The following is a 22,002-nucleotide window of genomic DNA, read 5'->3' on the forward strand; positions in this document are numbered from 1 at the left end:
GGAAACGCCGATGCCGACCCGTCTCGTCACGCCCGCCCATCCGCGCCTGCCGCAAGCCCTCATCGACGCCTGGCAGGCGGTGCCGAGCTCGGTGATCGCCGACCAGCTCGGGGGTATCGGCCATGCCGATCCGGCCATCCGGCCGACCCGGTCCTTCGCGCCGGGCAAGCGTTTGGTCGGCCAGGCGATCACCGCCTGGTGCGAGCCGGCCGATTACGGGCCGGTGCATCATGCGATCAACGTGGCCGAGCGCGGCGATGTCATCGTGGTCGCTGCCGGCGGGCGCAAGGATGCGGCGATGATCGGCGACCTGCTTGGCGGTGCCGCCCGGCGCAAGGGCATTGCCGGCGTCGTGGTCGACGGTGCGGTGCGCGATGTCGGGCCGGTGTCGCAATGGCCGGACTTCGTCTTCTTCTCTCGCTGGATCATGCCGCGCGGCCCATCCTCCATGGAGCGCGGGATCGTCAACGGGCCGATCGTCTTCGGCGGCGTCGCCGTCCAGCCGCATGACCTCGTCGTCGGCGACGATGACGGCCTCGTCTTCGTGCCTCATGGCCTGGTCGAGGCGAAGCTCGCGCCGTGCCTGGCGCGGGTGAAGGCCGAGGCCGAATGGGAGGCGCTGCTCGCCGGCGGTGCCTCGACGGTCGAGACCTTCAAGGTGCCGCCGATGGAGAAGGCCTGACCGGCCTCTAGAAGCTCTCGACCCAGGGCCTGAGCTCGACCTCGAGCGACCAGGCGCTGCGCGGCTGCCGGAGCACGTCGAGATAGCTCTGGGCGATGGCGTCCGGATCGAGCGTGTTGTCGCTCGTATCGGGGTGGCGGCTGCTGCGCACGGCGCCGTCTATGACGAGATGCGCGACATGGATGCCCTTCGGCCCGAGTTCGCGCGCAGCGCTCTGGGCAAGGCCGCGCAAGGCGAACTTGCCCATGGCGAAGGGCGCCGACAGCGCAAACCCCTTGATGCCGGCGGTCGCGCCCGTCAGCAGGATGGCGCCGCGGCCATGCGGCTGCATGCGTTTCGCCGCCTGCTGCGTCACCAGGAAGGCGCCATAGGCGGTGACGGCGAGCGCCTGCGCGACCGCCGCGGGATCGAGCTCGGCGATCGGCCCACGCAGGCGGCCGCTAGCGTTGTAGATGACCACGTCGGGCTCGCCGATCTTAGCGTCCGCTGCTTCGAACAGATTGGCGATTGCAGTCGGATCGGACGCATCGACCTGGAAGGTCGCAGCGCCCGTCTCGGCTGCGAGCGCGGCGAGCTTCTCGGTATTGCGGGCGGCAAGGCCGACCTTGACGCCTTGCGCCGCCAGGGCGCGGGCGACCGACGCACTGATGCCGGAGCCTGCGCCGACGATCAGGGCGCTGCGATAGGACAGGGAGGTCATCGCGAGGTCTCCGTTCAGGCGGTTGCTGGGATCGGCTTGGCCTCGCCGCCGCGCATCATGATGCAGAAGCCGGCGGCAAAGAGGCAGAGCGCGCCGGCGATGAAGAAGGCCGGCAGGTAGCTGTCATAGACGGTGCGGCTGAAGCCGGCGCCATAGGCGGCGAAGGCGGCGCCGAGCTGGTGGCCGGTGAAGACCCACCCGAAGACCAATGTCGCCTTCTCGCCGAAGCGGTCGGCGGCGATCTTGATCGTCGGCGGCACGGTCGCGACCCAGTCGAGCCCGTAGAAGATCGCGAAGATCGAGAGGCCGTAGAAGGAGAAGTCGGTAAAGGGCAGGAACAGCAGCGAGAGCCCGCGCAGGCCGTAATACCAGAACAGCAGCCAGCGGCTGTCATAGCGGTCCGAGAGCCAGCCGGAGCCGACCGTGCCGAGGAAGTCGAAGATGCCGATGACTGCGAGCACGCTCGCCGCCGTCACCGCCGCCATGCCGTAATCGCCACAGAGCGCGACGAAATGGGTCTGGACCAGCCCGTTGGTGCTGGCGCCGCAGACGAAGAAGGTGCCGAACAGGATCCAGAAGGTGCTGGTCTTCGCCGCGTCGCGCAGAGCGACGATCGGCGAGGCGAGCATCGCCCCGAGGCTGGCGGCTTGCGCCGGGGCCGGCACGATCTGCGTTGCGCCAAACGGGGCAAGGCCGACATCGGCAGGCCGGTCGCGCATCAGAGCGAGGATGCCGACCGCCGCAAGCGCGATCATGCCGAGCACGAAGGTCATGGCAGCGCGCCAGCCGACCTGCTCTGTCAGAGCTGCGAGCAAGGGCAGGAATACGAGCTGGCCGGTCGCGGTGCTGGCGGTGAGCAGGCCGACGACGAGGCCGCGGCGCTGCACGAACCAGCGCGTCGCGACTGTGGCGCCGAGCACCATGGCGGTCAGGCCCGTGCCGAAGCCGAGCACGAAGCCCCAGAGCAGCACCAGCTGCCAGAGCTGCGTCATGAAGAAGGAGCCGATGATGCTCGCCGCGATCAGGCTGAGCGCGACCAGCGCGACGGGGCGGACGCCGAAGCGGTTCATGAAGGCTGCGGCGAAGGGCGCCATCAGCCCGAACAGCAGCAGCCGGACCGCCAGCGCCGAGGAGATCTCGGAGGTCGCCCAGCCGAACTCCTTCTGCAGCGGCAGGATCAACACGCCCGGCGCGCCGACGGTGCCGGCGGTGACCAGCATGGTCAGGAAGGTCACCGCCGCGACGGCCCAGCCATAATGGATGCCGCGCCGGGCGAACGCGGCGGCGAGGCCGACAGGTTGAACTGGTTCTGCGAGATCGGTCGGCATGAAAGGCCCCTTCTTTGCGGGTATATACCCGTTTATGCTTCAGAAAATCAGAGCGAATCGAGCGCGGTGTGCAGTTGCCGCATGAATTCGACGCCGAGACGGTCGTCGAGCGATTTCTGGGCGCCGTCCCACAGAGGGGCGCCATCTTCCAGAACCTTATGGCCGGCCTCGGTCAGGGTGACCGTGGCCTCGCGCTGGTCCTCGCCGCGGCCAAGTTCGACCAGACCCATCTTCTCGAGCACGCGGACATTGCGGCCGACGGTTGAGCGATCAAGCTCGACCCGGCGGCCGAGCGCGGTCAGCGTCACCGGCTCGACCCTTGCGATCGAACGCATCAGGCTGAACTGCGCGATGTTGACCCCGACCGGAGCGATCGTCTCGTCATAGAAGGCGATCATCCGGCGGGAGGCGGAGCGCAGCGTGGTGCAAATGCAGGGAACCGACATGGGTTGCGGGTATATGCCCGTTATGAGAGGAGCGCAAGAGGCGAACGCCGAATACATGAGCCTTCGGGTGTCATCCCGGAAAAGCCGCGCAGCGGCTGCGGTCCGGGATCCATGCCGGAACCATCATCGGATTTGTTCCGGAATGGATCCCGGGTCTCCCTTCGGTCGCCCGGGATGACTCGATCCTAGGAATGCAGCAGGGAGCTAGTTCCGCCCTTCCGGTAGGCGCGGCAGGGGCAGGAACTCGACGCCTTCCTCGTGCAGCATCCGGGCGTCCTCAGCGGACGCCTCGCCATAGATGGCGCGGTTCTCGGTCTCGCCGTGATGGATCTTCAGCGCCTCCTCGGCGAAGCGCTTGCCGACAGGTTCGGCGTTGGCGGCGACATGCTCGTGCAGCGCCGTCAGCATGGCACGAAATGCCATCTCCTTCTCGCCCATCAAGGCCGCTGGCTGCGGTGCCGGGGAGGGGACGGGGGCAGGCGATGGGGCCGTAGCCTCCGGCGCTGGCTCTGCCGGGCGCGGGCCGCGATCGGTCCGGGCCACGGCGGGGGCCATCACCGCACGCTCGACCTTGGCGCTGTCGCAGACCGGGCAGGTGACGAAGCCGCGCTTCGCCTGCTCGTCGAAGCTGGCGGAACTCGCGAACCAGCTCTCGAACTCGTGGGCATTGTCGCAGATCAGGGTGTAACGGATCATCTCAACTCAAAGCCGGCGGTGAGGGCAGCAGATAGGGACGCAGCCGTCCACCGGCAAGTTTCACGCTCATTCGGCCGCATCGAGCTGCGGCGTTTCACTCTTGCGCGTCGCGATCGCGAAGGAGCGGGTATGGCGCAGGGTCGGGATGCGCTGGCGGGCGTCCGCGACCAGAGCCAGATCGATCTGCGCCATGATCAGCCCGGGCTCGTTGCCGGCCTCGGCCAGCACGCGGCCCCAGGGATCGACGATGATCGAATGGCCATAGCTCTCGCGGCCGTCCTCGTGCAGGCCGCCCTGCGCCGCCGAGACCATGAAGGCGCCGTTCTCGATGGCGCGGGCCCGTTGCAGCACCTGCCAATGCGCCTCGCCGGTCTGGCGGGTGAAGCAGGCCGGCGCGGTCAGCATGAAGGCGCCGGCCTCGGCCTCGGCGCGGTAGAGATAGGGGAAGCGGACATCGTAGCAGATCGACATCCCGACCAGTCCCCAGGGCGTCTCGACCAGGGTCGCCTGGTCGCCGCCGGTGAAGGTGTTGGATTCGCGCCAGGTCTCGCCATTGGGCAGGTCGACGTCGAAAAGGTGGATCTTGTCGTAGCGCGCGACGATCTCGCCCTGGGGATCGATCATATAGCCGCGGTTGGCGATCTTCTCGCCGGCCTTGACCGAGAGCGAGCCTATCTGCAGCCAGATCCTGGCCCCGCGCGCTGCGTCGCGCAGTCCGGCCAGCACCTCGTGCCTATCCTCGTCCTGGCTGATCTCGCGCAAACGCTTCGTATCGCGCTCGCAGAGATTGGTGACCTCCGGCGTCTGGACGAATTGCGCCCCGGCCGCCGCCGCCTCGCGGATCAGGCGCACCGCATCGTCGCGATTGCGCAGGGGATCACGCGTCGAGCGCATCTGGACGCAGGCGGCGGTGAAGCGTGGGGCGGTCATCGGGCTCTCCTCAGGCGGCCTTCAGCAGCGGGTCGAGCTCGCCGCGCGCATCGAGCGCGTGCAGATCGTCGCAGCCGCCGACATGACGTCCGTCGATGAAGATCTGCGGCACGCTGGTCCGCCCGCCGGCCTTAGCCGTCATCTCCTGGCGCAGCTCCGGCTTGCCGTCGACGCCGATCTCATCGAAAGCGACGCCCTTCTTCGTCAGCAGCGCCTTGGCGGCATGGCAATAGGGGCACCAGCCCGTGGTATAGATCGTGACCTGCGGCATCGGCCTATCCTGCAAAGACTATCTTCGCATCGCAATATAGGGAGCCGTCACGCTTCCGTCACGACCCGGGCGAAGGTCAATACGTCGACCGCACTCGCTCCGCCGCGCAGCAAGGCGCGCGACGCGGCGTTGACGGTCGAGCCGGTGGTCAGCACGTCGTCGACCAGCAGGATGCGCCGTCCCTCGACCAGCGGGCGCATGGCCGGCAGGACCTTGAAGGCGCCCTGCAGGTTGTCGGCGCGCTGCGCCCTGGTCAGCCCGACCTGCTGCCTGGTGCGCTTGACGCGGGCAAGCGCTTGCGGCGCGCATGGTCTTCCTGATTGCCCGGCGATGGTCGCGGCCAGCGCCGCCGCCTGGTTGAAACGCCGCGTCCATAGCCGGAAGCGATGCAGAGGCACGGGGACGATGAGATCGGCATCAGTGACGAGCTCGCGGCCGGCCTGCGCCATCATCCGCCCCAGCATCAGGGACAGCTCGGTCCGGTCGCCATATTTCAGCCGGTGCACCAGCTCCCGCGCGGTGCCGTCGAAGCGGCAGGCGGCGCGCGCCCTTGCGAAGACGGGCGGGTCGGCGATCGCCGCCGGCGAGACCAGCCCCGGTCCAAGATCGACCTCGAAGGGCGTGCCGAGCCGCTCGCAATAGGGCCGCTCGATCAGGCCGAGCCCTGCCCAGCACTGGGCGCAGAGCCCCTGCGCCTCGCTCGTGGCCGCCCGGCAGCCGACGCATGAGGGCGGGTAAACCAGGCCTATGGCGCTGGTGACGCCCGTCCGCAGCCAGCCGCCTCCGCGCTGGAGCCAGCGCAGGGAGACGGTTTTTCCCGTCTTTTCTGGATTTTCGGAAAGGCTCATGCGCGGCGGCTATCGCGAAGAGAGCATCTTCGCTTTCTCGTGAGCGGGGCAGGGCGGCCCCTGCCATTCCCTGCCATCTTGCCTATCTTGCTTGCGACGGCTCCGGCCCGCTTGACGGCGACCGGCGCCATGGATGCTTCCCCCGGCCTTGCGGCCGTTTCGCGACAAGGATCGCCACGATGAGCCATGCCTCCTCCGCCAAGCTGTTCACGCCGTTCCGCCTCGGCGATCTCGAGCTGAAGAACCGCGTCGTGATGGCGCCTTTGACGCGCAACCGCGCCAACAAGCACGATGATGCCCCGAACGCGCTCAATGTCGAGTATTACCGCCAGCGCGCCGGCGCCGGGCTGATCATCACCGAGGCGACGCAGATCTCGCAGCAGGGCCAGGGCTATATCTGGACGCCCGGCATCTATCGCGATGCGCAGGTCGCCGGCTGGAAAGCGGTGACCGATGGCGTGCATGCTGCCGGCGGCACGATCTTCGCGCAGCTCTGGCATGTCGGGCGCGTCAGCCATGTCTCGCTGCAGCCGGGCAACCAGGCGCCGGTCGCGCCCTCGGCCGTGCTGGCCAAGACCAAGACCTATATCGAGAGCGGCTTCGCCGAGGTGTCCGAGCCGCGCGCGCTCCGTCTCGACGAGATCCCCGGCATCGTCGCCGATTTCGTCCGGGCGGCTGAGAACGCCAAGGCGGCCGGTTTCGACGGCATCGAGCTGCACGGCGCCCATGGCTACCTGCTCGACCAGTTCCTGCGCGACGGCTCGAACCAGCGGCAGGACGCCTATGGCGGCTCGATCGAGAACCGCGTCCGGCTGACGCTGGAGGTGGTCGATGCGGTGAGCAAGGTGTTCCCGAAGGAGCGCGTCGGCATCCGCATCTCGCCAGTAAGCCCAGCCAACGATGCCCGCGATAGCGATCCGCAGGCACTGTTCGGCCATCTCGTCGGCGAACTCGACAAGCGCGGCATCGCCTTCATCCATGTCGTCGAGGGCGCGACCCGCGATGCGCGCGACTATCTGCCGTTCGACTACCAGGCGCTGCGCAAGGCCTTCCGCGGCGCCTACATCGCCAATAACGGCTTTACCCGCGAACTCGCGATCGAGACGGTGGAGAAGGGCGAGGCCGACCTTATCGCCTTCGGCCGGCTCTTCATCGCCAATCCCGACCTGCCGGAGCGGCTGAAGCTCGACGCCCCGCTCAACACGCCGGATGTCGCGACCTTCTATGGCGGCGACGCCAAGGGCTACACCGACTATCCGGCGCTGGCGCAGGCCGAGCGCTCGCACGCCGCCGGCTGAGGCGAGAGGGAAAGTCCCTGCGGGCGGTGCTTCATCCTGCCCGCAGGTTTTTCGGCTTCGGCTGCACGGAGGGGCTTGCGGCGCGGGCCGGCGCCGATTATACGGACGGCCTTGCCGCGCTGCTCCCATCGTCTAGCGGTCAGGACGTCGCCCTCTCACGGCGAAAACTGGGGTTCGATTCCCCATGGGAGCGCCATCGGCCAGATAAGCCCCTGAAAGGCTTAAACTCCAGACAAATCAACGGTTTCCTTAGCTCGGGCTGTCACACATCGTGGCATATGTGAGCAGCGAAACCGTGCCGAGAGAGCCGTCATGAATCCGGTTGCGGGCTCATCCTGATGGCGGATGTCCGCTGCTGAGCCGGTGTCGAATGGCAGCTCACAGCGCTATGCCACCGCGGGCGCTGGCTGCAGGCACCTCCGGCTTCATGAAACATCTCATCTCGGTGTCCACGAAACCGGCCGCAGAACGGCTCCGAGCTGTTCGGACAAGCGAGCCAGCGCTATTCGCAGGGTATCAGTTTAACCCGAAGGTCACCAGCGATGCCGCATAACGCCCCACAATGACGGGAGCGTTCGAATGAGTGGCCATGATGCTCTGGTTGTTCGCGGTTTGGTAAAGCGCTTCGGCGGCTTCACTGCTGTCAACGGCCTCGATCTCAGCGTTCGGCGCGGCGAGCTCTACGCATTGCTGGGGCCGAACGGGGCGGGCAAGACCACCTCGCTCAGGATTGTCGCAGGGCTGCTCTCTCCGGATGTGGGCGAGATCAGCATTTGCGGGATCAACCGCCTGCGTGATCCGGTTGCGGCAAAACGTGTGGTGGCGTGGCTCCCGGATGAACCGATGGTTTATGACAAGCTCACGCCTGTCGAATATCTCGATTTTGTCGCTGGCCTTTGGCAAGTCGAGCAAAGGGTCGCAAAGCTGCGCCGCGGCGCCCTGCTTGAGACCCTCGACCTGACCCGCGTCGCAGATCAGCGCTGCGAGGGCTTTTCCAAGGGTATGCGCCAGAAGGTTGCTCTTGCCGGCGCGTTGATTCACGAACCCGAGCTGCTGATCCTCGACGAGCCGCTGACAGGCCTCGATGCGTCGATGGCGCGCCACGTGAAGGAGTTGCTTCAGGACCGTGTCGCAACCGGCGTGACGGTGATCCTCACCACGCATATCCTCGAAGTCGCTGAACGGCTCAGTGACCGCATCGGTATCATTCGCAATGGCAGGCTGGTCTGCGAGGGTACGATGACCGAACTGCGCAATGGTGGCACCTCCCAGGGGTCTACCCTCGAAGATGTTTTCCTCGATGTCGTCGGGCGCGAAGAGGCCGCCTGAGATGAAGGCCCTTGTGTCCGGTGCAACCCGCGCCGTGCTGGCGCTCGAGGCCCGTCTGGCATTGCGCGGCATTGCCGACATGGCAGGCCCGAAAACGGCAATGCGTCCCTGGCGCATCGCGGGCGTACTGGCTGTGGTCTGCACGATCATCTTCGGCGTGTCGCACCTTCTGCTGACGACGGCCGGCGAACTGGACCCTGCCGATCCGCGCCTTCAGATCACATTGACGATCAATCTTGCCTTCCTGTTCGTCCTCATGATCTCAGCCGCGCTCGATTCAGCCGCCTATGCGCTTTATGCGCGCGGCGACTATGATCTGGTGTTCTCCGCGCCGCTGCCTCCGCAAACGGTGCTGCTGGTCAGGGCCCTCAACGTCTTTGGTTTCACGCTGACAAAAGCCGGTCTTTATGGCGCGCCGATGCTGATCCTGCTGGCGGTGCAGCGAGGACCTCATTGGTTGGCGGGCCTGCCCCTGATCCTGGCCCTTGCGCTCAGCGCGACGGCCATCGCGATCGGACTGGCAATGGGCCTGGTTCGCCTTATCGGTATCCGCAGCACGCGCGTCGCGGCGCAAGTGGCGGCGGCGCTGGCCGGCCTGCTGGTGCTTGTGATGGTACAGTGGGACGCGATTTTCGGGCCAGGTCCAAAGGACGCCCTCGTCGCGGACTATGTGGCCAACCCTCGGTCTCCTGTCTGGCAATTGGCGATGCTGCCTGCTCGCGCCGTGACGGGCGATGTCCTGGCCCTGTTGGCCGTGATTGCCTGCGCTGCGCTGATGGCCGCGCTGATGTTCACCGGCCTTGCCGAAAGCTTTGTGCGCAATGCGGTCCTTGCAGCAGGATCGGCGTCTGCAGTTCAATCTCGCGCTAGGCGTAGTCGCGCATCCTTCGGAGCGTCACCAGTGGCTGTCCTGATGCTCAAGGAACGGCGCATCATTCTGCGCGATCCGTGGCTGTTGTCGCAGATCCTGATGCAATGCATTTTTCTGATCCCGATCGCCGTCATAACAGTCTATCGGGTCGCGAGCGGGGTGAGTGATGCCTCGGCGCTCGTGCCGGTGCTGATCGTTCTGTGTGGCCAGATTGCCGGTGGGCTGACCTGGATCGCGATGTCGGCAGACGAAGCAGCCGAACTTGCCTTGACCGCACCGCTGGACCCCCGCGTGCGCGAGCGCGCCCGTTTTGGCGCCGTATCCTGGCTTGCAGTCATGTTCGCTGCACCGCCGCTGATGCTCTTGCTGATGTTCGATGCCTGGGCCGGTCTGGTCAGTCTGCTCGGCGTTGCGTGCGCCATCGCCTGCGGCATCTTCGTCAACATCTGGCATCAGCCTAGGGTGGCGAGAATCGGCATGATCAGGCGGCGCATGAAGAGTCCCATCTCCGTGACCCTCATAGAGCTTCTGGCCCTGACGATGGTTGCGGTCGCAGTCTGGCCCTTGCTTAAGGGCGACTATCTGGCGGCGATCCTGGGCGCGCTCCTGGCCGTTGCAACGATGGGAGCGCTCTATGTGGCGCGCCCACGCACGGCAGCCTGAGCAGGGGACTGTCAGGATTTCCGTGTGCCGGCGTCGGGTTGAAAATCAGCCCCATGGCTTGGTGAAGCTCTCACCCGTTCCATTTTCCGCCATCCATTGTCTTCGCTTGGCTCTTTGGCTCTCCATGGGAACGTCATTGTCCCCAGTCTGAGCTTTTGGAAGATTGCCCCTCGCGGGGCCACCCGCAAAAAGCTCATGGTGCCAGCTGCCGTCCGGCCTGCCTGGCATGTGGAAGCGATTCCGCTTCAGCCGAAAGCGCTGGCAGTTCAAGGTTGGCGCGGAAGCTGCCCCCGACATAGTCGTCATCGATCAGGGAGCGGCGCCGCAGTTCCTCCTAAATCACCGGAAGCGTCATTCGCGTCGATGGCGGCCTGATCGCCAGCATCTGAGGCGCTTCTGGCGAGCCTTGTCAGCAACCAGCTATTGAGGCAGGCCGGAAGGCCGCCAGCGAGAAAGGACCAGTCATGGCAAAATCGACTCTCACGCCCGAGCTGGCGGCCAGATTTGCGAGTATCGCGCTCGGGCACGTCCGGCGCGAATACCCCAACAAGCCCGACCACACCCTGGCCGGTCCGCAGGACGCCCAGACGCCGAGCCAGCTGCACCCGGTGTTCTACGGCAGCTATGACTGGCATTCCTGCGTCCACAGCTACTGGATGCTGGCGCGGCTGCTGCGGCTCTTTCCGGACTTGCCGGTTGCAGCCGACATCCGGGCGCTCTTTGACGAGCAGTTCGTTGCCGAGAAGATCGCGGTCGAGTGCGCCTATCTGGCGGCTCCGACGGCGCGCGGCTTCAAGCGCCCCTATGGCTGGGGCTGGCTGCTGAAGCTCGCCGAGGAGCTTGCGCTTCACGACGACAGGCGCTGGTCGGAGCGCTTGCGGCCGCTGGCCGAGATCTTCGCACAGCGCTTCCGCGATTTCCTGCCGCTCGCCACCTATCCGGTGCGGGTCGGCACGCATTTCAACACGGCCTTCGGACTGCGGATGGCGATGGACTACGCCGTCGTCAGCGATGACCGCGATCTCGCCGCGTTGCTCGGCGAGACCGGCCGGCGCTGGTATGGCGCCGATGCCGACTGCCCGGCCTGGGGCGAGCCGAGCGGCGACGATTTCCAGTCCTCGGCGCTGATCGAGGCCGAATGCATGCGCCGCCTGCTGCCGGCGGAGGAGTTCCTGCCCTGGTTCGACCGCTTCCTGCCCCGCATCGCGCAGCGCGAGCCCGCGACCCTGTTCCGGCCGGCGACCGTGACCGATCGCTCCGACGGCAAGATCGCTCATCTTGATGGCCTCAATCTCAGCCGCGCCTGGTGCTGGCGGTCGATTGCCTCGGCGCTGCCGGAGAGTGATGCGCGCCGCGCCATCGCCGAAGAGACCGCGGACCGGCATCTGGCAGCCGGCATGCCGCATATCGCCGGCGACTATATGGGCGAGCACTGGCTGGCGAGCTTCGCAGTGCTGGCGCTGGAGGCCTGAAGCAGGGCGGAAAAGGCCGCATATCGGCGACGGGCCGCTGTACTCAAGCCATCTGCTGATTTTATGGATTATCCAAGTGTGCGGTGGCGCGCTTCGCCTCGGGCCCTAACGAAACAGATTTTAGATCGCGAAGTCGATCTCGGGCTTGTGGGCTGCTGCTCGGCCGACGAGATCGGCGATCGTCGTGTTGTCGACGACCGCCGCCATGGCGTCGCGGACCTCCCGCATCACCCCGCGGACGACGCAGGCTTCGATGTCGCCGCAATCCTGGCACGGCTTGAACGCCGACTGGCTGGCGCAATCGATCGGCGCGATCGGCCCTTCCAGGGCCCGGATGACCGCTCCGACCTTGATGGTCCGGGCTGGTTTCGCCAATGCGTAGCCGCCGCCCGGCCCCTTCTTGCTGCGCAGCATGCCGGCATTGCGCAGATCCAGCAGGATCGCGTCGAGAAACTTCTTCGAGATGTTGTTGCGCTGCGCGATCTCGGCGATCTGGGCGGTCTCGCCGGCATCGAGCCGGGCGAGGTGGACCATGGCCTTGATGCCGTATTTGCCCTTGTTGGTCAGCACTGCCTGTCCCCCGCTTAGAAGTACAGTATATCGATCTATTGGCGCTGACTCTGTTCGTCGCCGCCTATCTCGCTGAGGTCGTCCGCGGCGGCCTGCAGGCTGTGCCGGCGGGCCAATACGAGGCAGCGAAGGCGCTGGGGCTGTCCTATTGGCGGACGATGCGCCTCGTCGTGCTGCCGCAGGCACTGCGCGCGGTGATCCCGCCGCTTGTCAATCTGGCGATCGGCATCTTCCAGGATACGACGCTGGTGATCATCATCGGCATGTTCGATTTCCTGAACACGGCGCGCGTCTCGGCGACGGACCCGAACTGGCTCGGCTTCTACCGGGAAGCCTATGTCTTCGCGGCCATGGTCTACTTCATCGTCTGCTTTTGCGCCTCCAGATACAGCCTTTGGCTGGAGGCAAGGTTGGCAGCAGGCCAGCGGATGCGGATCGGCCGCTAGAGCAATTCCGCAGTTCCTTGAATCGCGGACATGTTCCAGGCTCTTGGTTTATCGCGTTGTCCACACGCGAACCGTTGCCCACTTCGCTCGACAATACTCTAGCTGCTCGCCGCATCTACCGGAGGGGGCGCAAATGCCCGGCCGCCATACCCCAATCCATCTGCCGGCGCTTCCGCCGCAGGTTCCTATGGTGGCATCACGGGGCCGATCGCTGCGAATTTCGGGATCGGCGCGGTCATGGCCTTCCTGGCCATCATTCTCATCGCGACGGCAAGCGCATTTGCTGTCCTGACGAGTTCCTCGCGAACCTCATGCTGACGGGCCGGGCTCAGGACACGGCGAGCAGGCGGATGAGGCCGAGCGAGATCGCCCCGAGCGCGAGCAGCGAGAGGACGACCGTGGCGGTGACGCGCGGGCCGGCCTGGGCGACGGACCGGATGTCGACGCTGAGCCCGAGCGCCGCCATCGAGACGATCGTCAACACGTTCGCGACGGTAGCCAGCGGCGGCAGCAGAACCGCCGGAATGAGCCCGGCCGAGCGAAACGCCGCCATCACCACGAAGCCGACGATGAACCAGGGCACGAGGCGATGGATCCCGACCGGGCGCGGCGCGGGACGCTCTGCCGCGATCTGCCCGGTCGGCTTGCCGGGCTCCTCGCGCAAGTGGCTCGACAGCAGCGAGAGTACGAGGATGACGGGTCCCAGCATCAGCACGCGCACCAGCTTGACGAGGGTGCCGATCTGGATCGCGGCGGCGCCTGCCGGTGCCGTGGCGGCGAGCACCTGGGGAACGGCGTAGACCGTCAGGCCCGACAGGATGCCGAACTGATGGACGCTGAGGCCCAGCATCGGGATCAGGAGCGGCAGGCCGAGCACGACGACGACGCCGAGCACCGCGGTGAAGGCGATCGAGGCGGCGACGTCCTCGCCATCTGCGCCGATGACCGGGGCCGTGGCGGCGATCGCCGAATTGCCGCAGATGGAATTGCCGCAGGCAACGAGGATCGCCATGCGCTTCGACAGCCCCAGCAGGCGGCCGATGCCATAGCTCAGGCCGATTGCGAGGAAGACGACGGCGGCGATGCCGAGGAGCAGCGGGCCGCCTGTGGCGGCGACGGTGGCGGCGCTCAGGGAAGCGCCGAGCAGCACGACCGCAATCTCCAGCAGCGTCTTCGCCGAGAAGGATATGCCGGAGCGCCAGCGGCTGTCGGGCTTCCAGAGCGTCCTGATCGCGGTTCCCAACAGGATCGCCAGGACGAGCGCTTCGAGCCAGGCGCGCCCAAAGAACAGGGCTTCGAGATGCTCGGCGGCGAGCGCGACAACCGACACTGCCAGGCACAGCAGCAGGCCCGGGCCGATGCGCTTTGCGCCCGAGGCTATGCGGGCAATCAAACCGGTCCGATCTGGGCTTTCAGGGGTCATCACGATACCCGGCAATGCGATGTGCCGGCTTTTGACCTTGTTTGCTTAAGCGATCCAACGTGTTGTTTCGCTTGTTTCGATCGATAGTATCGATCAGTCTTCGCCGAGCCCCCTGGCGGTCTGAAATTTAGGCCGGTCAGAGCCTGTCCGGGCGTGGAATGGTCGGCGCTCATGACGCTTGAACAGCTTCGCATCTTTGTCGCGGTGGCCGAGCGCGAGCATGTCACGCGCGCTGCCGCGGAGCTGAACCTGACGCAATCGGCGACGAGTGCGGCGATCGCGGCGCTCGAGCATCGCCATGCCGTGAAGCTCTTCGACCGCGTCGGGCGCCGGATCGTGCTGACGGATGCCGGGCGCCTGTTCCTGAACGAGGCTCGCGCGATCCTCGCACGCGCTGCGACGGGCGAGCGTGTCCTGTCGGATCTTGCAGGGCTGAAGCGCGGGCGGCTGTCCCTGGCGGCGAGCCAGACGGTCGGCAATTACTGGCTGCCGCGGAGGCTCGCTCTGTTTCGGGTACGGCACCCGGGTATCGAGACACCGCTGGTGATCGGCAATACCGAGACGGTCGCGGCCGCCATCCATGATGGGCTCGCCGATATCGGCTTCGTCGAAGGCGAGATCGACGACCCGCTCCTGGCGCAGGAGACTGTCGCGAAAGACGACCTCGCGATCGTCGTCGCGCCCGGCCATCCCTGGGCGGGGAAGGAGCGCGTCGCTCCAGCGGAGCTCGTCGAAAGCCGCTGGGTCCTGCGCGAGCCCGGTTCAGGCACCCGGCAAGCTCTCGAAGCGGTTCTCGCCGGCGCCGGTCGTTCGGTCGCCGATCTCGACGTCCTGCTGGAGCTGCCCGCCAACGAAGCCGTGCGTACCGCCGTCGATGCAGGATCCGCCGCAGCGCTGATGTCGAGGCTCGTCGTCGCCAACGCCTTGCGCTCGGGCCTGCTTGCGGAGGTCGCCACCGACATCCCGTCCCGCCGTTTCGTCATGCTGCGGCACAAGGAACGCTATGTCGGCCGGCCCGCGCAGGCTTTTCGCGCGCTGCTCGCCGAGGAGCCTGCGGCTCGGTAGCTCGCTCTGGCCCACGGATATCGTATCGATTCAATTCCGGAACTCGCCGTCGAACTGCCCGGCCTGGGTTGCACCAGCAACCGCGGACCTGATCACATCCGCCAGGCTCAGAACGGCGGGGCGGCTGCGTTTCACCTTTGAGACGGCGAGGTGGAAGTACAAGGTGAGCTCCGGCTCCGTCACGCGCCGCACGGCGAGCCTTGTGGAGTCGTCGCCGGAGAGCAGGCTGCGCGGCACGATCGCCGCCGCTCGCCCCTCCTCGATCATCGGTCGGACCGCCAGGAAATCGTCGACCTCGGCATAGATCTTCAAGGGGATGTCGTGCTCGCGGGCGCAGGCCTCGACGATGCGCCCGAGCGCATTCTGCCGGCTGTGGACGAAGAGGGGGCCGGCGGCGGCTTCCGCGAAGGTGATGGTCGGCGGCACCGGCCCCTTGGCCCGCGCGACATGGAACAGGGGCGCAAGGGCCAGCGTCTCGACGAGCGCCCCGTTCGCCGGGCGCTCCGAATTGAAGATGCCGATATCGATCTCGTCGCGCGCCACCCATTCGGCGATCTGGAGGCTCGATCCGCCGCGGGCGTGCAGTTCGGTCTCGGGAAAGCGCTGGGTGAAGGCCGAAATGATCGGCGTCGCCAGCGGGATGCTGATCGTGCCGGTCCAGGCGAGGCGGATCGAGCCGGCATGGCCGGGGCGCCGGCCGACCAGGGCCTGCTTCGCCGCATCGAGCCCGGCGATGTGCGGGGCGATCGCAGCCTGGAACGCCGCCCCGTCGCGCGTCAGCGAGACGCCGCGCCCGTCGCGGTGGAACAGGCGGGTCGCGAGCTCTTCCTCCAGCAGGCGCAGGTCCCGGCTGAGCGCAGGCTGCGCCACGCCCAGATGCAGGGCGGCCTTCATCAGGCTGCCGGTCTCGGCGATCACCAGGAAGTTCTTGAGCTGCCGCAGCTTCACTCCGGTTATGCCTTCCGGATATAACAATTTGCTATATCTGAAACACAACTCCGGGCCTAGGTGCAAGCGGCAAGCTTCGCTAGCTTCGGCGCACAACGACAGGCCCGGCGAGCACCGGGCGGCACTGGGACATGCCGGGAGAGAGACGATGCTGAGAACCGTGATGGCGGCCTGGCTGGCCGGGTCGCTCTGCCTTGCGGCGTCCATCGGCCCAGCCAGGGCCGAAACCGTTCTCAAGATCAAGAACACCGGCGACATCAAGCAGCTCGATGCGCTCTTCACCTCGGCCTATCCGGTCCGGGACATGGCCTATCTGATCTACGACACCCTGTTTTCGCTCGACGGCAACTATCGCGCCCAGCCGCAGATGGTCGAGAGCCACACCCTCTCCGAGGACGGCAAGACCTATGTCTTCAAGCTGCGCCAGGGCCTGACCTTCCATGACGGCAAGCCCGTCACGGCTGCGGACTGCATCGCCTCGATCGAGCGCTGGATGAAGAAGGACAGCCTGGGGGCCGAGATCGATAAGCGGCTCGACGTGATCAGGGCGATCGATGCGACCGCGTTCGAGGTCCGGCTGAAGGAGCCTTTCGCCCGCCTGATCGACGGCTTCGCCCGCATGACCGCCTATCCGCTGTTCGTCATGCCGGAGCGGCTCGCCCGGACGCCGGCGACGACCGAACTGAAGGAGTTCGTCGGCTCCGGTCCGTTCAAGCTCTTGCCGGACGAGTGGGTCCCGGGCGTCAAGTTCGTCGTCGCCAGGCATGGGGGCTACAAGCCGCGCGGCGAGGCGCCGAGCGGTCTTGCCGGCGGAAAGACCGCGGGGGTCGATCGCATCGAGCGCATCCAGTTCAGCGACGATCTCAGCGCGGTCAACGCGCTACTGGCCGGCGAGATCGACTATGTCGCCGAGGTGCCGGCCGAAATGCTGCCGGTGCTGGAGAAGGACAAGTCGATCCAGGTCGCCAAGGCGCCCATCCTCGGCAAGAACTTCCAGGTGGTGATCAACCACACCCAGCCGCCGATGGACAACGTGAAGGTCCGGCAGGCCCTGCAATACGCGATCAGCCAGTCGGATTCGATGCAGGCCGTCTTCGGCGGCCGCAAGGACCTCTACCAGCTCTGCCCGGCGCTGTTCATGTGCGGCAGCCCTTACGAGACCGATGTCGGCAGCGAGCGCTTCATGAAGCAGGACTTCGAGAAGGCGAAGGCTCTGCTGAAGGAGGCCGGCTATGACGGGACGCCGATCGTCTATCTCCATCCGATGGACGCCAAGGTCCAGCGCGACGTCGGCACGGTGATGGTCAATGCGATGCGCAAGGCCGGCTTTACCGTCGAGGACGTGCACATGGACACGGCGACGATGTTCACGCGCCGCACCAACAAGAATCCGCCGAAGCAGGGCGGCTGGAACGTCTTCATCACCGGCTTTGCCGGCGATGCGCTGATGGACCCGCTGACCAACCCTTACGTCACCGGCGCCTGCGAGAAGGCCTTCGTCGGCTGGCCCTGCGACAAGCCCCTGCAGGAGCTCTGGCAGACATTCCTGCTGGCCTCCGACGACGCCGCGCGCAAGGCGATCGCGGTCGAGATGCAGGCGCGCTCGAACGAGATCGTGACCTATATCCCGCTCGGGCAGTTCAACGACCTCTCGGCCTGGCGCAAAAGCGTGTCGGGCTTCGTTGCGGGGCCGACCCTGACCTATTGGAACGTGCGCAAGTCCGACTGATCCTGCCGCATCTCCTGCTCGGCGGGCCAGGGTGAATATCCGGCCCGTGCCTTCAAGGTCTGCTCATGGCGCGCTTTCTGTTCTCGCGGCTCCTGGCGACGCTACCAGTCATGCTGACGGTCCTGGTCGTCGTCTTCATGCTCCTGCATATCGGGCCGGGCGACCCGGCGGCGGCGATGGCGGGCGACAATGCCAGCGCCGAGCAGATCGCGCAGATTCGCCAGCGGCTGCATCTCGACCAGCCGCTGGTGGTGCAATTCCTGATCTATCTGCACCAACTGGCGCAGTTCGACCTCGGCGTGTCCGTCTATTCGGGCCGACCCGTCTCGACGATGATCCTGCAGCGGGCCGAGCCGACCCTGATGCTGGCACTGACCACGACGCTGCTGTCGGTTCTCGTCGCGGTGCCGGCGGGCGTGTTCGCCGCCCGGCGCCTCGGCCTGGTCACCGACTATGTCGTCATGGCGCTCTGCGTCGCCGGCTTCTCGATCCCGGTCTTCGTGATCGGCTATGCGCTGATGCAGGTCTTCGCGATCGAGCTCGGGTGGTTGCCGGTGCAGGGCTATCGGCCGCTGGCGAGCGGCCTCTGGAACAGCCTGCGCAGCCTGACGTTGCCGACCGTCGCGCTCACCTTGCTCTTCGCCGCGCTCGTCGCCCGGATCACGCGCGCAACGCTGCTCAACGTCCTGTCCGAGGACTACATCCGGACCGCGCGGGCCAAGGGGCTGCCCGAGCGCAAGGTGGTCGCGACGCATGCGCTGAAGAATATCGGCGTGCCCGTGGTGACCGTCGTCGGCACCTCCTTCGCCGCCCTGCTCGGCGGAGTGGTCGTCACCGAATCCGTCTTCAACCTGCCGGGGATAGGGCGCTTGACCGTCGATGCCATCCTGTCGCGCGACTATCCGGTTGTGCAGGGGGTGATGCTGGTCTTCGCCTTCGTGCTGGTCGTGGTGAATCTGCTCGTCGATCTCAGCTATGCGCTGTTCGACCCCCGCATCCGGCAGGACATGCGCTCATGAGCGCGCAGCCGCAGACGGCCCGCGCCGGGCGCTCCCTCAAGGCGTCGACGGTCGTGATCGGCCTGAGCTTCGCCATCGTCGCGATGGTTACAGCCTGCGCGCTGCTGGCGCCGCCGATCCTCGGCTACAGCAGCGATCTCAACATGGGCGAGGCGCTGCAGCCGCCCGGCTCGCCCCACTGGTTCGGGACAGACAATCTCGGCCGCGACATCTTCGTGCGGACGCTGTCGGGCGCCAGGACCTCGCTCATGGTCGGGCTCGGCGTCTCCGTGCTGACGCTGCTGGCCGGCGGCCTGATCGGGCTCGTGGCCGGCTATGTCCGACTGGCCGACACGGTGCTGATGCGCATCATGGATGGGCTGATGGCCATTCCGGGCGTGCTGCTGGCGATCGCGCTGGCGTCGCTGCTCGGCGGCGGACTCCTGACCGTGATGATCGCGATCAGCGTGCCGGAAATCCCGCGGACGGCGCGGCTGATGCGCGGCGTGGTGCTGAGCCTGCGCGAGATGCCCTATGTCGACGCGGCGATCGCGATCGGATCGAGCACGCCGCGCATATTGCGGCGGCATATCCTGCCGAATGCGACCGAGGCGCTGGTGGTCCAGGCGACCTTCGTCTGCGCCTCGGCGATCCTCGCCGAAGCCATCCTCAGCTTCATCGGCGTCGGCATCTCGCCGGACCTGCCGAGCTGGGGCAACGTCATGGCCGGCGGCCGCCAGTTCTTCCGCGTGGCGCCCTGGATCATCGCCTTTCCCGGCCTGTTCCTGTCGCTGCTGGTGATCGCGATCAATGTGCTCGGCGACGCCCTGCGCGAGCGCATCGACCCTCGCCTTTCGGGGAGGAGGGCATGATGAGGACCCGTCGAGGCGCTCCCCCGGATCTTGGTAATCACCGGCTTTCCTGCCGCCTTTCCCTGCTCATGAGGCCCGTTCCGTGAACCGGCATCCCTCGATCTCTCCCGTTGCTCCGTCGCTCGTGGCGGCGGAATGGACCACCACGCGCTATGACGACGACGTGCTCGCCGTACGCGGCCAGATCATGCGCCGGCGCTTCGCCGGCAAGCCGGTCGTCTTCTTCGGCTCGTCCTCCTTCCGCTACTGGGATCGGATGGCCGAGGATTTCGGCTCGCTCGAGGTCGCCAATCTCGGCTTCGGCGGCGGCACCGCCGAGAGCGGCCTGCGCTATTGCGACGCTCTGCTCGATCTCGTCGAGCCCGGGCGGATCGTGCTCTATTTCGGCGAGAACGACATCGCCAATGACGGGCTCGACGCCGGCTCGGCCTTTGAAGCACTGGAGCGGCTGACGCAGCGGCTTCGGGAGAAGTTCGGCCGCATCCCGATCCACCGCCTCTCGATCAAGCAGAGCCCCGGACGCTGGCTCCATGCCGGCGAGTTCGACGCTTTCAACGCGATGCTCAGGGACAGCCACGCAGGCGATCAGGCTGGTGGGTATGTCGATGTCGGCAGCTGCCTGATCGGGCGGAACGGTCGGCCGATGGGACGCTACTACGAGGCCGACGGCGTCCATCTGAATGCGGCGGGCTATGCGCTCTGGGCGAGCGTGCTTGCCGGTGCCGTGGGGCTGTCCAGCGAAGAGGCGAGTTGATCGCCTGCCTGATGGCAGCCGTTACGCCCCTGCGTCCGTCGCCGCGATGACCGCGTCGACATCCGTCACGACGCAGACGTTCTGCATGGCGTAGTTGACCGAGGCCGTGTGCCATTCGGCGTTCATCGTCGAGCAGGCATCCTCCGGCACCAGCATGAAATAGCCCTTGTCGGCGCCGGTGCGGGCGGTGTGCTCGATCGACATGTTGGTCCAGGCGCCGGTGACGATGACGATGTCGCGGCCGAGCGCCCTGAGCACGGTCTCCAGCCGCGTGCCCTCCCAGGCGCTCATGCGCTGCTTCTCGACGACATGGTCGCCGCCTTGTGCCTCCAGGCCGGGCACAGGCGCAGCACCCCATGTCCCACGCACCAGCGCCTTGGCATCGGCGAGCCCCTCGAACAACGGCGCGTTCATGGTGACGCCGGGCGCGCCGGCCTCGACGATGAACCAGACATGGATCACCGGGATGCCGCGCGCCCGCGCCGCCTGTGCGAGGCGGGCGCCGTTGGCGATCGCGTTCTGCTGCTTGCAATGCTCCGGCGAGCCCGAACTGGCGAAGGCGCCGCCCTCCATCACCACGTCGTTCTGCATGTCCTGGATGATCAGGGCGCAGCGCGACGGATCGAGCTGGTAGCCGGAGGCGGCCTTCTTGGTGCCGTTTGCCGAGACGGAAGCGGCGGAGCTGGCGTGTGCGGCCGGTCGCTCTGCCGCAGCGCGGCCATGGCTGGAACTCCCGGCGCCGGCCGTACCCGCCTTCATGTAGGGCTCAAGGCGTGGCCCGACCTTGGTCTCGACCGCATAGAGCGAATGACTCGCGGTGAGGAAGAGCGTGCGCCAGTCCGGTCCGCCCCAGGTCAGATTGCCGACGAGCTCGGGCACGCGCAGTTTGCCGATCAGCTCGCCCTTGATCGAATAGACCCAGACGCCGCCGGGGCCGGTCACCCAGATATTGCCCTGCGCATCGCATTTCATCCCGTCGGGGACGCCGGGCTCGGAGCCGACGATGCCGGTGGCGAAGATGCGGCCGGGGCCGAGCCGGCCATCCGGCTTGATTTCGAAGACGCGGATATTGTGCTGGACGGTGTCGTTGACGAAGAGCCGGTCTTCCGTGGGGCAGAAGCAGAGCCCGTTCGGCTGGTCGAAGAGATAGCGATCGACCAGCAGCTGCGGCGCGCCACCCTCCGGAGGAATACGATAGACGCCCTGGAAGCCGAGCTGGCGCGGCCGCTCGACCCCGAACACCGGCATGCGGCCATACCAGGGGTCTGAGAAATAGATCGATCCGTCCGACTTCACCACGACGTCGTTCGGGCTGTTGAGCTCCATGCCCTCGAAATGCGAGGCGATGACCTCGCGCCGGCCGTCCGGCCGCTCGCGCACCAGCGAAGAGGTCGCGTGCTCGCAGACGATCAGGTCGAGCCCGGCATCATAGGTCATGCCGTTGCATTTGTTCGCCGGCCGCCTGACCTCGCGCACGCCGTTCCTGTCCCAGCGGCGGCGAACGTCGCCCGGCATGTCCGAGAACAGCAGATGCTGCTCCTGCGGATGCCAGATCGGCCCCTCCGAGAATTCGAAGCCGGTGCCGAGCTGGCGGACCGGCGCCCAGAGGTCGATCAGGTCGGCGAAGCCGGGCTGGACGGCGGTGTGAGTGGTCATGGGCGAC

General features: G+C 66.7%; 21 protein-coding genes, 1 tRNA gene and 1 pseudogene. 12 read left to right on the top strand and 11 right to left on the bottom strand.

What is annotated here, in order from left to right:
• The first annotated feature begins 10 nt into the window (after positions 1 to 10).
• A complete protein-coding gene (locus V7S63_RS07965; protein ID WP_336529823.1) occupies positions 11 to 682 on the top strand; it encodes an RraA family protein in 672 nt (223 codons plus the stop codon).
• Between the two features lie 7 nt (positions 683 to 689).
• Here V7S63_RS07965 and V7S63_RS07970 read toward each other — a convergent pair whose 3' ends face one another.
• From V7S63_RS07970 to V7S63_RS08000, 7 genes are all read right to left on the bottom strand, one after another.
• Positions 690 to 1,382, bottom strand: coding sequence for an SDR family NAD(P)-dependent oxidoreductase (locus V7S63_RS07970; RefSeq protein WP_336529824.1), 693 nt, complete (start codon positions 1,380 to 1,382; stop codon positions 690 to 692).
• A gap of 14 nt (positions 1,383 to 1,396) precedes the next feature.
• The gene (locus V7S63_RS07975; RefSeq protein WP_336529825.1) at positions 1,397 to 2,710 is read right to left on the bottom strand and encodes an MFS transporter; all 1,314 of its coding nucleotides are present in this window, start codon (positions 2,708 to 2,710) and stop codon (positions 1,397 to 1,399) included.
• 47 nt (positions 2,711 to 2,757) lie between these two features.
• Positions 2,758 to 3,156 (bottom strand): MarR family winged helix-turn-helix transcriptional regulator, encoded by a 399-nt coding sequence (locus V7S63_RS07980; protein WP_100959549.1) that lies wholly within the window; start codon positions 3,154 to 3,156, stop codon positions 2,758 to 2,760.
• A gap of 204 nt (positions 3,157 to 3,360) precedes the next feature.
• Complete coding sequence (locus tag V7S63_RS07985) at positions 3,361 to 3,852, bottom strand: DUF1178 family protein (RefSeq protein WP_336529826.1); 492 nt, start codon at positions 3,850 to 3,852, stop codon at positions 3,361 to 3,363.
• A 66-nt stretch (positions 3,853 to 3,918) separates the two neighbouring features.
• Complete coding sequence (locus V7S63_RS07990; RefSeq protein ID WP_336529827.1) at positions 3,919 to 4,782, bottom strand: carbon-nitrogen hydrolase family protein; 864 nt, start codon at positions 4,780 to 4,782, stop codon at positions 3,919 to 3,921.
• A gap of 10 nt (positions 4,783 to 4,792) precedes the next feature.
• The gene (grxC, locus tag V7S63_RS07995) at positions 4,793 to 5,053 is read right to left on the bottom strand and encodes a glutaredoxin 3 (protein WP_091836122.1); all 261 of its coding nucleotides are present in this window, start codon (positions 5,051 to 5,053) and stop codon (positions 4,793 to 4,795) included.
• A gap of 47 nt (positions 5,054 to 5,100) precedes the next feature.
• Complete coding sequence (locus V7S63_RS08000) at positions 5,101 to 5,901, bottom strand: ComF family protein (RefSeq protein WP_336529828.1); 801 nt, start codon at positions 5,899 to 5,901, stop codon at positions 5,101 to 5,103.
• 179 nt (positions 5,902 to 6,080) lie between these two features.
• On the opposite strand from V7S63_RS08000, the gene V7S63_RS08005 reads away from it, so the two are divergent.
• The 5 genes from V7S63_RS08005 to V7S63_RS08025 all read left to right on the top strand — a co-directional run bounded on the left by V7S63_RS08005 (position 6,081) and on the right by V7S63_RS08025 (position 11,534).
• Positions 6,081 to 7,199, top strand: coding sequence for an alkene reductase (locus V7S63_RS08005; protein ID WP_336529829.1), 1,119 nt, complete (start codon positions 6,081 to 6,083; stop codon positions 7,197 to 7,199).
• A gap of 121 nt (positions 7,200 to 7,320) precedes the next feature.
• Positions 7,321 to 7,395, top strand: a tRNA-Glu gene (locus V7S63_RS08010).
• Positions 7,396 to 7,778: 383 nt separating this feature from the next.
• Complete coding sequence (locus V7S63_RS08015; RefSeq protein WP_336529830.1) at positions 7,779 to 8,528, top strand: ABC transporter ATP-binding protein; 750 nt, start codon at positions 7,779 to 7,781, stop codon at positions 8,526 to 8,528.
• A gap of 1 nt (position 8,529) precedes the next feature.
• Positions 8,530 to 10,062 (top strand): hypothetical protein, encoded by a 1,533-nt coding sequence (locus V7S63_RS08020; protein WP_336529831.1) that lies wholly within the window; start codon positions 8,530 to 8,532, stop codon positions 10,060 to 10,062.
• Positions 10,063 to 10,526: 464 nt separating this feature from the next.
• Positions 10,527 to 11,534, top strand: a complete 1,008-nt coding sequence (locus V7S63_RS08025) for a DUF2891 domain-containing protein (protein ID WP_336529832.1) — start codon at positions 10,527 to 10,529, stop codon at positions 11,532 to 11,534.
• A gap of 120 nt (positions 11,535 to 11,654) precedes the next feature.
• Here the strand turns inward: V7S63_RS08025 and V7S63_RS08030 are convergent, their stop codons facing one another.
• Complete coding sequence (locus tag V7S63_RS08030; protein ID WP_100959541.1) at positions 11,655 to 12,104, bottom strand: RrF2 family transcriptional regulator; 450 nt, start codon at positions 12,102 to 12,104, stop codon at positions 11,655 to 11,657.
• Between the two features lie 38 nt (positions 12,105 to 12,142).
• Here V7S63_RS08030 and V7S63_RS08035 point away from each other — a divergent pair.
• A pseudogene (locus tag V7S63_RS08035) lies at positions 12,143 to 12,550 on the top strand (amino acid ABC transporter permease); the annotation flags it as partial.
• 328 nt (positions 12,551 to 12,878) lie between these two features.
• Here the strand turns inward: V7S63_RS08035 and V7S63_RS08040 are convergent.
• Positions 12,879 to 13,973, bottom strand: coding sequence for a YeiH family protein (locus V7S63_RS08040; RefSeq protein WP_336529834.1), 1,095 nt, complete (start codon positions 13,971 to 13,973; stop codon positions 12,879 to 12,881).
• Between the two features lie 171 nt (positions 13,974 to 14,144).
• Between V7S63_RS08040 and V7S63_RS08045 the strand changes: the two genes are divergently transcribed.
• Entirely contained in the window at positions 14,145 to 15,038 is an 894-nt protein-coding gene (locus V7S63_RS08045; protein ID WP_336529835.1) for a LysR family transcriptional regulator, read from the top strand.
• A gap of 30 nt (positions 15,039 to 15,068) precedes the next feature.
• Here the strand turns inward: V7S63_RS08045 and V7S63_RS08050 are convergent, their stop codons facing one another.
• Complete coding sequence (locus V7S63_RS08050; protein ID WP_336529836.1) at positions 15,069 to 15,986, bottom strand: LysR family transcriptional regulator; 918 nt, start codon at positions 15,984 to 15,986, stop codon at positions 15,069 to 15,071.
• 148 nt (positions 15,987 to 16,134) lie between these two features.
• On the opposite strand from V7S63_RS08050, the gene V7S63_RS08055 reads away from it, so the two are divergent.
• The 4 genes from V7S63_RS08055 to V7S63_RS08070 all read left to right on the top strand — a co-directional run bounded on the left by V7S63_RS08055 (position 16,135) and on the right by V7S63_RS08070 (position 20,339).
• On the top strand, positions 16,135 to 17,715 hold the full coding sequence (locus tag V7S63_RS08055; RefSeq protein ID WP_336529837.1) for an ABC transporter substrate-binding protein: 1,581 nt from the start codon (positions 16,135 to 16,137) through the stop codon (positions 17,713 to 17,715).
• 65 nt (positions 17,716 to 17,780) lie between these two features.
• Positions 17,781 to 18,734, top strand: a complete 954-nt coding sequence (locus V7S63_RS08060) for an ABC transporter permease (protein WP_336529838.1) — start codon at positions 17,781 to 17,783, stop codon at positions 18,732 to 18,734.
• The gene (locus V7S63_RS08065; RefSeq protein WP_336529839.1) at positions 18,731 to 19,585 is read left to right on the top strand and encodes an ABC transporter permease; all 855 of its coding nucleotides are present in this window, start codon (positions 18,731 to 18,733) and stop codon (positions 19,583 to 19,585) included. Before V7S63_RS08060 ends, V7S63_RS08065 begins: the two co-directional genes overlap by 4 nt.
• 82 nt (positions 19,586 to 19,667) lie before the next feature.
• Positions 19,668 to 20,339, top strand: coding sequence for a GDSL-type esterase/lipase family protein (locus V7S63_RS08070; RefSeq protein WP_336529840.1), 672 nt, complete (start codon positions 19,668 to 19,670; stop codon positions 20,337 to 20,339).
• Positions 20,340 to 20,360: 21 nt separating this feature from the next.
• On the opposite strand, the gene V7S63_RS08075 is transcribed toward V7S63_RS08070, so the two are convergent.
• Positions 20,361 to 21,995: an isochorismatase family protein gene (locus V7S63_RS08075; protein ID WP_336529841.1), complete on the bottom strand. Its 1,635-nt coding sequence runs from the start codon at positions 21,993 to 21,995 to the stop codon at positions 20,361 to 20,363.
• Positions 21,996 to 22,002: the final 7 nt, after the last annotated feature.

The organism is Allobosea sp. CCNWLY174 (genome assembly GCF_037120455.1).
Lineage (GTDB): Bacteria > Pseudomonadota > Alphaproteobacteria > Rhizobiales > Beijerinckiaceae > Allobosea > Allobosea lupini.